13 protein-coding genes are annotated in these 13,844 nt (G+C 62.9%); 4 read left to right on the forward strand and 9 right to left on the reverse strand.

Features of this window, described 5'->3' with window-relative positions; genetic code table 11:
- Window positions 1-19 precede the first annotated feature (19 nt).
- On the forward strand, window positions 20-3,472 hold the full coding sequence (mfd, locus tag VC352_RS17085) for a transcription-repair coupling factor (protein WP_322980724.1): 3,453 nt from the start codon (window positions 20-22) through the stop codon (window positions 3,470-3,472).
- A 12-nt stretch (window positions 3,473-3,484) separates the two neighbouring features.
- Window positions 3,485-4,006, forward strand: coding sequence for a CsiV family protein (locus tag VC352_RS17090; RefSeq protein ID WP_322980725.1), 522 nt, complete (start codon window positions 3,485-3,487; stop codon window positions 4,004-4,006).
- A 51-nt stretch (window positions 4,007-4,057) separates the two neighbouring features.
- On the opposite strand, the gene VC352_RS17095 is transcribed toward VC352_RS17090, so the two are convergent.
- Genes VC352_RS17095 through VC352_RS17110 form a run of 4 tightly spaced genes read right to left on the reverse strand, consistent with a single transcriptional unit; the run spans window position 4,058 to window position 7,087 of the window.
- Window positions 4,058-4,795, reverse strand: coding sequence for an S-methyl-5'-thioinosine phosphorylase (locus tag VC352_RS17095; protein ID WP_322980726.1), 738 nt, complete (start codon window positions 4,793-4,795; stop codon window positions 4,058-4,060).
- Between the two features lie 5 nt (window positions 4,796-4,800).
- Complete coding sequence (gene nagZ, locus VC352_RS17100; RefSeq protein WP_322980727.1) at window positions 4,801-5,799, reverse strand: beta-N-acetylhexosaminidase; 999 nt, start codon at window positions 5,797-5,799, stop codon at window positions 4,801-4,803.
- An 11-nt stretch (window positions 5,800-5,810) separates the two neighbouring features.
- Entirely contained in the window at window positions 5,811-6,338 is a 528-nt protein-coding gene (locus VC352_RS17105; protein WP_322980728.1) for a L,D-transpeptidase, read from the reverse strand.
- A 41-nt stretch (window positions 6,339-6,379) separates the two neighbouring features.
- Window positions 6,380-7,087 (reverse strand): TetR/AcrR family transcriptional regulator, encoded by a 708-nt coding sequence (locus tag VC352_RS17110; RefSeq protein ID WP_322980729.1) that lies wholly within the window; start codon window positions 7,085-7,087, stop codon window positions 6,380-6,382.
- Window positions 7,088-7,314: 227 nt separating this feature from the next.
- Between VC352_RS17110 and lexA the strand changes: the two genes are divergently transcribed.
- Window positions 7,315-7,929: a transcriptional repressor LexA gene (gene lexA, locus VC352_RS17115; RefSeq protein WP_159972554.1), complete on the forward strand. Its 615-nt coding sequence runs from the start codon at window positions 7,315-7,317 to the stop codon at window positions 7,927-7,929.
- 16 nt (window positions 7,930-7,945) lie between these two features.
- The gene (gene sulA, locus VC352_RS17120; RefSeq protein ID WP_322980730.1) at window positions 7,946-8,416 is read left to right on the forward strand and encodes an SOS-induced cell division inhibitor SulA; all 471 of its coding nucleotides are present in this window, start codon (window positions 7,946-7,948) and stop codon (window positions 8,414-8,416) included.
- A 221-nt stretch (window positions 8,417-8,637) separates the two neighbouring features.
- On the opposite strand, the gene VC352_RS17125 is transcribed toward sulA, so the two are convergent.
- From VC352_RS17125 to fadA, 5 genes are all read right to left on the reverse strand, one after another.
- Complete coding sequence (locus VC352_RS17125) at window positions 8,638-8,877, reverse strand: hypothetical protein (protein WP_322980731.1); 240 nt, start codon at window positions 8,875-8,877, stop codon at window positions 8,638-8,640.
- Window positions 8,878-8,957: 80 nt separating this feature from the next.
- A complete protein-coding gene (locus tag VC352_RS17130) occupies window positions 8,958-9,476 on the reverse strand; it encodes a DUF6586 family protein (RefSeq protein WP_322980732.1) in 519 nt (172 codons plus the stop codon).
- Between the two features lie 84 nt (window positions 9,477-9,560).
- Window positions 9,561-12,167 (reverse strand): type I DNA topoisomerase, encoded by a 2,607-nt coding sequence (gene topA / locus VC352_RS17135; protein WP_322980733.1) that lies wholly within the window; start codon window positions 12,165-12,167, stop codon window positions 9,561-9,563.
- A gap of 104 nt (window positions 12,168-12,271) precedes the next feature.
- Window positions 12,272-12,514 (reverse strand): DUF1653 domain-containing protein, encoded by a 243-nt coding sequence (locus VC352_RS17140; protein ID WP_322980842.1) that lies wholly within the window; start codon window positions 12,512-12,514, stop codon window positions 12,272-12,274.
- 128 nt (window positions 12,515-12,642) lie between these two features.
- Window positions 12,643-13,818 (reverse strand): acetyl-CoA C-acyltransferase FadA, encoded by a 1,176-nt coding sequence (fadA, locus tag VC352_RS17145; RefSeq protein ID WP_322980734.1) that lies wholly within the window; start codon window positions 13,816-13,818, stop codon window positions 12,643-12,645.
- Window positions 13,819-13,844 lie beyond the last annotated feature (26 nt).

Below are 13,844 nucleotides of genomic sequence, written 5' to 3' on the forward strand. Positions count from 1 at the left end.
TCATGATCGTGAGCCGCCTGTGTCCGCAACGACCGCGTCCGTACTCAGACTCCCTTCCCTGCCATCCAGCGCCGGCAAGCAACAATGGGGCAACCTGCCTGGTGCGGCGATCTCGCTGGCCATCGCCGAAGCCGCCAGAGACGCCAGGCGCTTCACCCTGGTGCTGACCGAGGGCAGCCAGAGCGCCGAGCGCCTGCAGGAGGAACTGGCCTTCTTCGCGCCCAACCTGCCAGTGCTGCACTTCCCCGATTGGGAAACCCTGCCCTACGACGTCTTTTCGCCGCACCAGGACATCATTTCCCTGCGTATCGCCACGCTCTATCGCCTGCCGGAGCTGGCCAACGGCATTCTGGTAGTTCCCATCACCACCGCCCTACACCGCCTGGCGCCGAAGCGCTTTCTGCTCGGTAGTGGCCTGGTGCTGGATGTCGGCCAGAAGCTGGATGTGGAACAGATGCGCGCACGCCTGGAGGCGGCCGGCTACCGCTGCGTGGATACCGTCTACGAGCATGGCGAGTTCGCCGTGCGCGGCGCGCTGATCGACCTGTTCCCGATGGGCAGCGACACGCCCTACCGCATCGACCTGTTCGATGACGAGATCGAAACCTTGCGCACCTTCGACCCGGAAACCCAGCGCTCGGTGGACAAGGTGGAGTCGATCCGTCTGCTGCCGGCACGCGAGTTCCCCCTGGAGAAGAAGGCCGTCACCGATTTCCGTGGGCGCTTTCGCGAGCGCTTCGACGTGGATTTCCGCCGCTGCCCGATCTATCAGGACTTGTCCTCGGGTATCACCCCGGCCGGCATCGAGTACTACCTGCCGCTGTTCTTCGAGGAAACCGGCACCCTGTTCGATTACCTGCCGGGCGACACCCAGGTATTTTCCCTGCCCGGCATCGAAAAGGCCGCCGAGCAGTTCTGGCTGGATGCGCGCAACCGTTATGAAGACCGCCGCGTCGACCCCGAGCGCCCCCTGCTGCCGCCTGCCGATATCTTTCTTCCGGTCGAGGATTGTTTCGCCCGCCTTAAGAGCTGGCCGCGCGTGGTGGTCAACCAGGACGATATCGAGCCAGGCGTCGGCCAGACCCGTTTCGACGCCCGCGCCCTGCCGGATCTGGCGATCCAGGCCAAGGCCGGCGAGCCACTGGCGGCGCTGCGCCGCTTCATCGAGGAATATCAGGGCCGCGTGCTGTTCTGCGCCGAGTCGGCCGGGCGCCGCGAGGTGCTGTTGGAACTGCTCGCCCGCCTCAAGCTTAAGCCTAAGGAAGTCGACGGCTGGCCGGCGTTTGCCGAAAGCCAAGAGCGCCTGAACATCTGCATCGCGCCACTCGACGAAGGCCTGCTGCTCGACGAGCTTGCACTGATCCCGGAAAATCCGCTGTTCGGCCAGCGCGTGATGCAGCGTCGTCGCCGCGAGAAAGGCCGTGAAGGCGGCGACAACGTGATCAAGAACCTCACCGAGCTGCGCGAAGGCGCGCCGGTGGTGCATATCGATCACGGCGTCGGTCGTTATCTGGGCCTGGTAACCATGGAATTCGACGGCCAGGCCGCCGAATTCCTCGCCCTGCAGTACGCCGAAGAGGCCAAGCTCTACGTGCCGGTAGCCAGCCTGCACCTGATCGCCCGCTACAGCGGCAGCGACGATGCCCTGGCGCCGCTGCATCGCCTCGGCTCGGAAGTCTGGCAGAAGGCCAAGCGCAAAGCCGCCGAGCAGGTGCGCGACGTCGCCGCCGAACTGCTCGACATCTACGCCCGCCGCGCTGCTCGCGAAGGCTTCGCCTTCCTGGACCCGGCCGTCGACTACGCCACCTTCAGCGCCGGCTTCCCCTTCGAGGAAACCCCGGATCAACAGACCGCCATCGACGCCGTACGCAGCGACATGCTCGCCGGCAAGCCGATGGATCGCCTGGTCTGCGGCGACGTCGGCTTCGGCAAGACCGAGGTGGCCATGCGCGCCGCCTTCATCGCCGTGCACAGCGGCAAGCAAGTGGCGGTGCTGGTGCCCACCACCCTGCTCGCCCAGCAGCACTACAACAGCTTCCGCGACCGCTTTGCCGACTGGCCGGTGAAGGTCGAGGTGATGAGCCGCTTCAAGAGCGCCAAGGAAGTCGAAGGCGCCGTGCAGCAGTTGGCCGAAGGCAAGGTGGACATCGTCATCGGCACGCACAAGCTGCTGCAGGACGATGTAAAGTTCCACAACCTGGGCCTGGTGATCATCGACGAAGAACACCGCTTCGGCGTGCGCCAGAAGGAACAGCTCAAGGCGCTGCGCAGCGAGGTGGATATCCTCACCCTGACCGCCACGCCGATCCCGCGCACCCTGAACATGGCCGTGGCCGGCATGCGCGACCTGTCGATCATCGCCACGCCGCCCGCGCGGCGCCTGTCGGTGCGCACCTTCGTCATGGAGGAGAACAAGCCGACCATCAAGGAAGCGCTGCTGCGCGAACTGCTGCGCGGCGGCCAGGTGTACTACCTGCACAACGACGTGAAAACCATCGAGAAATGCGCCGCCGATCTGGCCGAGCTGGTGCCGGAAGCACGTATCGGCGTGGGCCACGGGCAGATGCGCGAGCGCGATCTCGAACAGGTAATGAGCGACTTCTACCACAAGCGCTTCAACGTGCTGGTGGCCTCGACCATCATCGAGACCGGCATCGACGTGCCCAGCGCCAACACCATCATCATCGAGCGCGCCGACAAGTTCGGCCTGGCCCAGTTGCACCAGTTGCGCGGCCGCGTCGGTCGCAGCCACCACCAGGCCTACGCCTACCTGCTCACGCCGCCACGCAAGAGCATGACCGAAGACGCCCAGAAGCGTCTGGAGGCGATTGCCGGCGCGCAGGATCTCGGCGCCGGCTTCATCCTCGCCACTCACGACTTGGAAATCCGTGGCGCCGGCGAGCTGCTCGGCGATGGCCAGAGCGGGCAGATCCAGGCCGTCGGCTTCACCCTGTACATGGAAATGCTCGAGCGCGCGGTCAAGGCCATTCAGAAAGGCGAGCAGCCCAACCTCGACCAACCGCTGGGCGGCGGCCCGGAGATCAACCTGCGCGTACCGGCGCTGATTCCCGAGGACTACCTGCCCGACGTGCATGCCCGCCTGATCCTCTACAAGCGCATCGCCTCGGCCATCGACGAGGATGGCCTGAAAGAGCTGCAGGTGGAGATGATCGACCGCTTCGGCCTGCTGCCGGAGCCGACCAAGCACCTGATGCGCCTGACCCTGCTCAAGCTGCAAGCAGAAAAGCTCGGCATCACCAAGGTCGACGCCGGCCCGCAAGGCGGCCGTATCGAGTTCGCCGCGGAAACCTGCGTCGACCCACTCACGCTGATCAAGCTGATCCAGGCCCAACCGAAACGCTACAAATTCGAAGGCGCCACTGTCTTCAAGATCCAGGTACCGATGGAGCGTGCGGAAGAGCGTTTCAACACCCTGGAAGCCCTGTTCGAGCGCCTTGCGCCCACTCACTAGAAGGACTCCTCAATGCGCCCACTGCACCTGATTGCCCTGCTGCTCTGCCTGCTCGCCCCGAGCGCCTTCGCCGAACGCCTGTACCAGGTGGAACTGCTGGTGTTCCGCCAACCAGGTGAAGCGGTGATCGCGCCCAAGATCGCCCCGGACGACTGGGCCGCCACCGCACTGCCCATCAGCGGCAACGAGCGCGCCACCGCACTGAATGACGAAGCCGCCAAGCTCAACCCGAACAATGGCTATCAGGTATTGCTGCACAAGGCCTGGAGCCAGACCATGAGCAACGCGCCCAGCCGCGTCGCCGTGAGCAGCGGCAATGGGCAATTCGGCCACTACCCGGTCGAAGGTACGCTCAACTTCGTTCAGGATCGTTTCACCGATCTGGATCTGGAACTGTGGATCAACCACTTCAGCGCCGATGGTCTGCTGCAGACCAGCGAACACATGAAGGTCGCTCAGCGCCTGAAGGACGGCAGCCTGACCTACCTCGATCACGGCAGCCTGGGCGCGCTGATTCGCATCAGCCCGCTCTGAGCGCATCATCCGACGCATGAAAAGGGCCGCTCAGCGGCCCTTTTCATTTGCTCAACCAAGCAACACCCGCGTCAGCACCGACCTGATCGTGCTCATGCCCTGCGCCAGAACCTGCTCGATGGCTTCCATGGTGATCGGCGCACTCGACTTGCCCGCAGCAGGGTTCACTACCAATGCCAGACAGGCGTAAGGCAGCTCCAACTCTCGCGCCAGGGCCGCTTCCGGCATGCCGGTCATGCCCACCAGATCGCAACCATCACGCTCCAGGCGCAGAATCTCGGCAGCCGTCTCCAGCCGCGGCCCCTGCGTGCAGCCATAGATGCCGTGATCACTGAATGCGGCCCCTTCGCTGCGTAAAGCCGCGATCAGTGCCGCACGCAGCCTGGCATCGTAAGGTTCGCTGAAATCGATATGAGTGACCTGCTGCAACTCGCCTTCGAAGAAGGTTTGGGCACGGCCATAGGTGTAATCGATGATCTGCTGCGGCACGCAGAAATGCCCGGCCGGCATCGCCTGGGGAATGCCACCGACCGCGTTGACCGCGAGAATGGCCTCGGCGCCGGCCTGCTTGAGCGCCCAGAGATTGGCGCGGTAGTTGACCTGATGCGGCGGGATACGATGCGGATGACCGTGGCGCGCCAGAAACAGCACCGTACGCCCAGCATAATCGCCTCGCAGAACCGGCGCAGAGGGTGCCCCGTAAGGCGTCTCCATGACAATCTCGGCGTCGATGCGCAGCCCGTCGAGCTGCGTCAGCCCGGTGCCGCCGATGATCGCGTAGACAGTCATGGCTTCTAATCCAGCAACTGCGCAGCGCGCAGCGCCGCCATAGCCTGCGACCAACGCGGCGACGCTCGGTAATCGGTAGACGCATACCCATGACCGCGCATCCGCGCCAGGCGCGGCGATGCTTTCACCTGCAGGCGCTGCAGAGCGACCAGGGCCACCTCTGCCGCAGCACGGTCATTGCACACCAGCCCCATATCGCAGCCAGCACGCAGCGCCGCCTCGATACGCTGACCGGCATCACCGGCCACATGGGCCCCTGCCATCGAAAGATCATCACTGAAGATCACCCCATCGAAGCCCAGCTCACCGCGCAGGATCTCCTGCAGCCAGCGGCGCGAGAACCCTGCCGGCTGCTCATCGACCTGCGGATAGATCACATGAGCCGGCATCACCGCATCCAGCGCGCCACCAAGCAGGCGGAACGGCTGCAGGTCGCAGGCGCGCAGCTCGTCGAGGCTGCGTTCGTCCACAGGAATGGCCACGTGAGAATCGGCCTCGGCCCAACCATGCCCCGGAAAGTGCTTGCCGGTAGCCGCCATGCCGGCCTGATGCATCCCCCGAATGAAGGCCCCGGCCAGATGGGCGGCGCGCTGCGGATCGCCTTCGAAGGCCCGACTGCCGACCACCGCACTGCGCTGATGATCGAGGTCGAGCACCGGCGCGAAGCTCAGATCCAGCCCGACCGCCAGCACTTCGGTGGCCATCAGCCAACCACAATGCTCGGCCAACGACTCGGCATCGTCGTTATCGGCGATGGCACGCATCGCCGGCAAGCGCACGAAGCCCTGACGCAGGCGCTGGACACGACCACCTTCCTGATCCACCGCCAGCAACAGATCCGGGCGCACGGCACGGATGCTCTGGCACAGCTCACGCACCTGGCGTGGCGACTCGATATTACGCGCGAAGATGATCAGGCCGCCCACCTCGGGCTGGCGCAGCATCTGGCGATCCTCGGCGGTCAACCAGGTGCCGCCGATGTCCATCATCAAAGAACCTTGCATGGGGATATTCCTTATTGAAAATCTGGGCCTGCCGACCATTGCGGGCAGGGCGCCTCGTCGATCAGCACCCGGCAATGCAGCGGTACACGCTCGAACAGGGCCAGCATGTCGGTATTGCGCAGGCGAATGCAGCCATGGGACAGCGCCGTGCCCATGGGTTCCGTATCCGGTGTGCCGTGCAGGTAAATGTAGCGACGAAAGGTGTCGACCAAACCGAGACGATTGCGCCCAGGTTCCAGACCGCTGAGCCAGAGGATGCGAGTCAGGATCCAATCCCGCCCGGGGAATTGTTGATGCAAATCGGGCGTCCAGACTTCGCCCGTCCAGCGCCGCCCGCGCAGTACCGCCGCTAAGGGCAAGCCCGCACCGATACGCGCACGCACCTGATGCAGGCCGCGCGGCGTGCAACCACTGCCATTGTCCTCACCCGCGCCGTTGAGCGCCGTTGAAACGGCACAGCGCACACGCAGACGCCCGGCCTGCAGGCCGTAGAGCATCTGGTCAGCAATGGAGATGTGCAGCAGATCGAGATCCAGCATGCGGCTAGCTTAGCGGATGACTCGGGTCGAGCCCACCGCTGTCATGCCTTGGCCGGTACGCTCGCGGTCTTGTTGCGCGGTTTGAGCTGGGCAGTTGCCAGCAAGGGATCGGCGACACCGGAATCGGCACGCATACCGGCAGCGAGGAACGGCACCATCATGCGCATCACCTGTTCGATGGAGGTGTGCACGCCGAAATCCGTTTCCGCCATCGCACGCAGCGCCTTGATACCGGACATGCTGAACGCCGCCGCCCCCAACATGAAGTGCACCCGCCAGAACAGCTCCAGCGGCGGGATACGCGGCGCGGCATCGTGCACCAGCAGCATGTAGCGGCGGAACACCTTGCCGTACACCTCTTCGAGGTACTTACGCAGGTGCCCCTGACTCTGACTGAAGGCCAGGCCCAGCAGACGCATGAAGATCGACAGGTCATTACCGCTGCGCGGCTTGACGGCCAGCGCCTGCTCGACCAGCAACTCAAGCAGTTCCTCGAGTGTGGCCTGGGTTTCGGCCTTGGCCTGGCGGCGGTCGAGTTCCTTTTCCAGGCTGGCGCAGAATGGCCCGAGGAAACGCGAGAAGACCGCCTGAATCAGCGCCTTCTTGGAACCGAAGTGATAGTTGACGGCCGCGAGATTGACCCCGGCCTTGCTGGTGATGAGCCGCAGCGAGGTTTCGGCAAAGCCCTTTTCCGCGAACAGCTGTTCTGCTGCATCGAGAATGCGTTCAACGGTTTCTGACTGAGCCATGAAATATCACCTGACAAACACTCGTTTGAAACATACGTTTCAGCCCACTGCATTGTCAAGCCGCGCCGGCCAGGTTTCGTCTGGTCGGTCACAGCATACAACAGGCAAAGACGAGCGTTGAGGACGGCAAGTTACAGCGCAACTGCGCCCAGGATGAAATTGATCGTTGCCAAGCAGGTCTCACTGTATATAATCCCAGTCACTGTATAAAAAGACAGAGCCCAGCCATGCTGAAACTGACCCCCCGCCAAGCCGAAATCCTCGCATTCATCAAGCGCTGCCTGGAAGACAATGGCTACCCACCTACCCGCGCGGAAATCGCTCAGGAGCTGGGCTTCAAATCACCCAACGCGGCAGAGGAACACCTCAAGGCGTTGGCACGTAAAGGCGCCATCGAGATGACGCCAGGTGCCTCGCGCGGCATTCGCATCCCCGGCTTCGAACCAGGCGCCGCCAACGACGACGATGGTTTGCCGGTAATCGGCCGTGTCGCTGCCGGTGCGCCGATCCTCGCCCAGCAGCATGTCGAGGAATCCTGCCAGATCAACCCCGCCTTCTTTCAGCCCAAAGCCGACTACCTGTTGCGCGTACGCGGCATGAGCATGAAGGACATCGGCATCTTCGACGGCGATCTGCTTGCCGTGCACACCACACGCGAAGCCCGCAACGGCCAGATCGTGGTCGCGCGTATCGACGACGAAGTTACGGTCAAGCGCTTCAAGCGCGAGGGCAACAAGGTCTGGCTGATTGCCGAGAACCCTGAGTTTTCCCCGATCGAGGTCGATCTGGAACATCAGGAATTGATCATCGAAGGTCTGAGTGTCGGCGTGATCCGCCGATAATTCCCTGGAGGCTCCCATGCAGTTGCAGCAGTCGTTCGAGCGCCCTCAACTTCCCCTGTTCGACGCATTTCTGGCCAATGCGCCTGCCGACGGACTGCCTGTCGAGCCCCTGCCAGGTCTGGAAGATGATCAGGATTTCAGTGAATTGGCACTGCGCGGCGCTGCCGGGCATTGTCTGCACCTGCTGGCGCCCATATTGCGTGAACTGAGTCAGAATCAGGATGCTCGCTGGCTGACACTAGTAGCACCACCGGCCAGCCTGACCCAGACCTGGCTGCGTGATGCCGGCCTCAACCGCGAACGCATCCTGCTGCTGCAGCCACGCCAGGAGCAAAGTGCGCTGGAACTGGCCGAAGAAGCCCTCAGACTGGGTCGCAGCCACACCGTGATCAGTTGGCTACACCCGGTCGAACGCAGTACTCGCCAACGCCTGGCCAAGGCAGCGCGAACCGGCCAAGCGCAGAGCCTCAACATCAGCCTGGGCTAACCAGCGAAGTCCCCACCTGCTGGAGCGGCTTCAGCCGCGAAATGGACGAGCACCCTCCGCCCATTTCGCGGACAAAGCGAAACCTCTACATATCGCGAGTGAATGCGCTCCTGCAGAGCGGCCGCGCCCTCAAAGCATACTCAGAAAACGCGAAAGCCCCTCATAGTAGAGGGGCTTTCGCTATTACTTGCAGCCTGCAGCGTGTGACCTGCGGCTAATCTTCAGTGCAAGACGCGCGGTGACTCTTCGTCCTCGCTGCTGAAGTCGCCTTCAGCCATACGCCCCGCCATCTGCACACCCACGTTGAGCATGGCCTTGGCCACTTCGACGTGCTGGCCTTGCAGGAATGCCTTGGCATCAGCGGAGAAATCCAGCGTCACCAATGCCTCTTCATCCTCTGCACGACGCAGGGCGATACGCCCATCGGGCAGTTCGACGATTTCCAGAAAGGATGTAGGCATGGCTCAGTCTCTTTGCGAAAACGCGACATTGTAACAGTCGGCTGGGGACAGCCCCAGCCCACTTGTCCAGATTAATGCGATCAGCACTCGCTGAGGCCTTCACGAAAGCGCAATACCAATGCCTTGAGCTGCTGCCGGTAGTCATCCAGCTCGTCCAGTGTCAGCTCGGGACGCACCTGATCCAGACTCACCGCCGTGATCAGTGGCATGGCAGGGTCGACCTTCGCCTTGCGCGCCTCCTGAGGCGGCTTGAACAACTCGGCGTAGGCCGCCAGCAACTGCGCTAGCCAGGTCTCCGATTGCTGCGCCAGCTCCACCAGCTCGGCCAGTTCAGGGCTCGGAGAACGCTCAAGCACGGCCTGATCGAGAAAAGCATCGACACGCGTCGACGTGGTGTCGGCCATGCGGTAGTAGCCAGCGATCTCATGGCACAGGCTCAGCACACTGCCGTAAAGATGGAACAACGCCGCCTCACGCTCGGCCTGTACCAGCGCCTGCACGTTGAAGGCGCCAGAGGCTTCTGCCTTGCGCCAGTTGTCCAGCGCGATCCCGGCGAAGAATATCTTCTGGTTGGTGCGGGTATAGAGTTCTTTGGCCATTACGGCGATCTCCATTGCAGATGGAGCCATCATACGCGCGCCGACGCCTGTCGGCGCGCGTATGCGATCAGAAGCGGCAGAGGTTCAGCGCTTGTCCTCGACCTTCCACTTGCCGCCATCGAAGAACGCACGCCAGCCGGTCGGCTTGCCATCCACTTCGGATTGCACGTACTGCTCCTTGGTCTTGCGGCTATAGCGAATCACGGCCGGGCGCCCATCCGGATCCTTCTGCGGGGCATCGCAGAGGAAGTGGTACTTGGGATCGATCTCGTGCTTGTGCGGAACGATTTCCAGCACCAGCGGAGCGCGCGTCTCACGGTTCTTCGGGAAACCGCTGGCGGCGAGGAACAGACCCGACGCGCCGTCGCGCAGTACGTAAGTGTCATCGACCTTCTCGCACTTGAGCTCAGGCATCTCCACCTTGTCCATCTTGGGAGGCGCAGCTTCACCATTCTTCAACAGCTTGCGGGTGTTCTTGCAACTGGCATTGGTGCAGCCGAAGAACTTGCCGAAACGACCGGTCTTGAGCTGCATCTCGCTGCCGCACTTGTCGCACTCCAGGCTCGGCCCTTCGTAGCCCTTGATGCGGTATTGGCCCTGCTCGATCTCGTAGCCCGTGCAATCCGGGTTGTTGCCGCAGATGTGCAGCTTGCGGGTTTCATCCAGCAGGTAGGCATCCATGGCCGTGGAGCAGATCGGGCAACGATGCTTGCCCAGCAGCACGCGGGACTCGGACTCGCCCTCGTCGTCCGCGGCGATCTCGTCGCCCGGCACCAGGTTGATGGTGGCCTTGCAGCGCTCCTTAGGCGGTAGCGCATAGCCGGAGCAACCCAGGAACACGCCGGTGGAGGCGGTACGAATCATCATCGGCCGGCCGCAGTCGCGGCAGGGAATATCGGTCAGGGTCGGCTGGTTGGCACGCATGCCGCCCTCGCCTGCTTCGGCCGCTTCGAGCTTCTTCTTGAAGTCGCCGTAGAACTCGTCGAGCAGATGCTTCCACTCGCGCTCGCCTTGCGCCACGTCGTCCAGACGCTCTTCCATGCCAGCCGTGAAACCATAATCCATCAGATTGGCGAAGCTCTCGTCGAGGCGCTCGGTGACGATATCGCCCATCTTCTCGGCGTAGAAGCGACGGTTGTGTACCGTGACGTAGCCGCGATCCTGAATGGTGGAGATGATCGCCGCATAGGTCGACGGGCGGCCAATGCCGCGTTTTTCCAGCTCCTTGACCAGGCTGGCTTCGGAGTAGCGTGCCGGCGGCTTGGTGAAGTGCTGACTGGGATCGAGCTGGATCAGCTTGAGGCCCTCGCCTTCCTTCATTTCCGGCAGGACATCGTCCTCGCCGGGCTTGCTCTGCTGCGGCAGTACGCGGGTATAACCGTCGAACTTGAGGATGCGGCCCTTGGCGCGCAGCTCGAAGTTGCCAGCAGCCACGGTGACGCTTGTGGACAGGTACTCGGCCGGCGGCATCTGGCAAGCGACGAACTGGCGCCAGATCAGGTCATACAGGCGCTCGGCATCACGCTCCATGCCGGACAGCTGGGTCGGGCGCAGGTTGACGTCGGACGGACGAATCGCTTCGTGCGCCTCCTGCGCGCCTTCCTTGCTCGAATACAGGTTGGGCTTACCCGGCAGGTACTTGTCGCCGTACTCGCTGCCGATGAAACCACGCACCATCTCCACCGCGTCGTTGGACAGGTTGGTCGAGTCGGTACGCATATAGGTGATGTAGCCGGCCTCGTAGAGACGCTGGGCCATCATCATGGTCTTCTTCACCCCGAAGCCCAGGCGGTTGCTCGCGGCCTGCTGCAGGGTCGAGGTGATGAACGGAGCCGAGGGCTTGCTGCTGGTCGGACGGTCTTCGCGCTTGACCACGCTGTAGCTGGAAGCCTTGAGCTTCTCCAGCGCCGCCATGGCCTGCGCTTCGTTGACCGGCTTGAACGCCGAGCCGTCTTCGCGCACCACCTCGAAGCGCACCTTGGCATTCTTCGCGGTACCGAGATCGGCGTGCACTTCCCAGTATTCTTCCGGAACGAAGGCACGGATTTCTTTCTCGCGCGCCACCACCAGCTTCACCGCTACCGACTGCACGCGACCGGCAGACAGACCACGGGCAATCTTGGCCCACAGCAGCGGCGAGACCATGTAGCCCACCACGCGGTCGAGGAAGCGACGCGCCTGCTGGGCGTTGACGCGATTGATATCCAGCTCGCCAGGTTTGGAGAAGGCATCCTGAATCGCCTTCTTGGTGATCTCGTTGAACACCACGCGCTTGTAGCGGCTGTCGTCACCACCGATGGATTCGCGCAGGTGCCAGGCGATGGCCTCCCCCTCGCGATCCAAGTCGGTTGCGAGATAGATGGTGTCGGCATCCTTGGCCAAGCGGCGCAGTTCCTCGATCACCTTTTCCTTGCCAGGCAGGATCTCGTACTTGGCCTTCCAGCCGTGCTCGGGATCGACGCCCATGCGGGCGAACAGCTGACGCTTGGCCTTTTCCTTGGGCGACAGTGCAGGCGCCTCCGCGGCGGCCTTGCCACGCTTGGCAGGCTCCTTGGTGGCGCTTGCCGAGCCGCTGGTAGGCAGGTCACGGATGTGGCCGATGCTCGACTTCACCACGTACTGGCTGCCCAGGTACTTGTTGATGGTCTTGGCCTTGGCCGGGGATTCCACGATGACCAGCGATTTGCCCATGGATCAGAAAATTCCTGAATTGCGAAATATAGAAGGCGGGTAACCTTAAGGCCCCGCTATATATAGTGGCGACCGAGTGAAGGTCAAGCGCGGGGAAATGCGCCTCAGACCTCTGCACCACCAATAGGGCTGACTTCGGCCTGAATCAAAGCAAAGCGCGGAAGCGTCTGGCCGTCCACCTCGACCTGCTCGCAAAACATTGCCAGCGGCCTGACCCAGAGCCCGAACTCCCCATACAGTGCCTGATAGATGACCAACGGTTCCTCGGTCTCGGAATGCTGCGCCACGCCGAAGACGCGATACTGCGGCCCTTTGTAGTGACGATAGAGCCCTGGTTGTAGCTGCATGACGTTTCCCCGCATGAAAAGCCCGGCCATGACGGCTCGGCTTGCCGGGCGCCGTGGCAGCACCCGAATGAACAAGGCCAGAAAGCAAAACCGGGGCACTGGGCCCCGGTCTTGTTTGGCTCGGACGCTTAGACGCGTTCGAACACGGTGGTGATGCCTTGGCCAAGGCCCACGCACATGGTGGAGACACCGAAAGTGCCGCCGTTCTGCTTCATGACGTTGAGCAGGGTACCGGAGATACGGGCACCGGAACAACCGAAGGGGTGACCCAGGGCGATCGCGCCGCCGTGCAGGTTGACCTTCTCTTCCATCTTGTCGAGCAGCTTCAGATCCTTCAGCACCGGCAGAGCCTGGGCCGCGAAGGCTTCGTTGAGCTCGACGAAATCGATGTCAGCCATGCTCAGACCGGCACGCTTGAGCGCCTTCTGGGTCGACGGCACCGGACCGTAACCCATGATCGCCGGATCGACACCGGCAACGGCCATGGCGCGAACCACGGCCATCGGCTGGATGCCCAGATCCTGAGCACGCTGGGCGCTCATGACGATCATGCAGGAGGCGCCGTCGGTGATCTGCGAGGACGTACCCGCAGTCACGGTGCCGCCTTTCGGGTTGAAGGCAGGCTTCAGTGCAGCCAGGCTTTCCAGGGTGGTTTCCGGACGAATGGTTTCGTCGAAGTCGTACATCTTCAGGAAACCGTTCTCGTCGTAGCCTTGCATCGGGATGATTTCATCCTTGAACTTGCCTTCGACGGTGGCCTTGTGTGCCAGACGGTGCGAACGCTCACCGAAGGCGTCCTGCTGCTCACGGCTGATGCCATGCATCTTGCCCAGCATTTCAGCGGTCAGGCCCATCATGCCGGAAGCCTTGGCGGCGTACAGCGACAGGTGCGGGTTCGGGTCGACGCCGTGCATCATGCCGACGTGGCCCATGTGCTCCACACCGCCGACAACGAACACGTCGCCGTTACCGGTCTGGATCGCCTGCACGGCGGTGTGCAGGGCGCTCATGGACGAACCACACAGGCGGCTGACGGTCTGGCCGGCGCTGGTGTGCGGGATCTGGGTCATCAGCGACGCCATGCGCGCGATGTTCCAGCCCTGTTCCAGGGTCTGGTTGACGCAGCCCCAGATCACGTCCTCGACTTCGGCCGGATCGACCTTGGCGTTACGCTCCAGCAGCTTGCTAATCAGGTGCGCGGACATGGTCTCGGCGCGGGTGTTACGGTGCATGCCGCCCTTGGAACGACCCATCGGGGTACGACCGAAGTCGACGATCACTGCATCTCTAGGATTCAGGCTCATATTTCTATTCTCGCTCTGTTCGCTGC

This window comes from Pseudomonas sp. C11, assembly GCF_034683865.1.
GTDB lineage: Bacteria > Pseudomonadota > Gammaproteobacteria > Pseudomonadales > Pseudomonadaceae > Aquipseudomonas.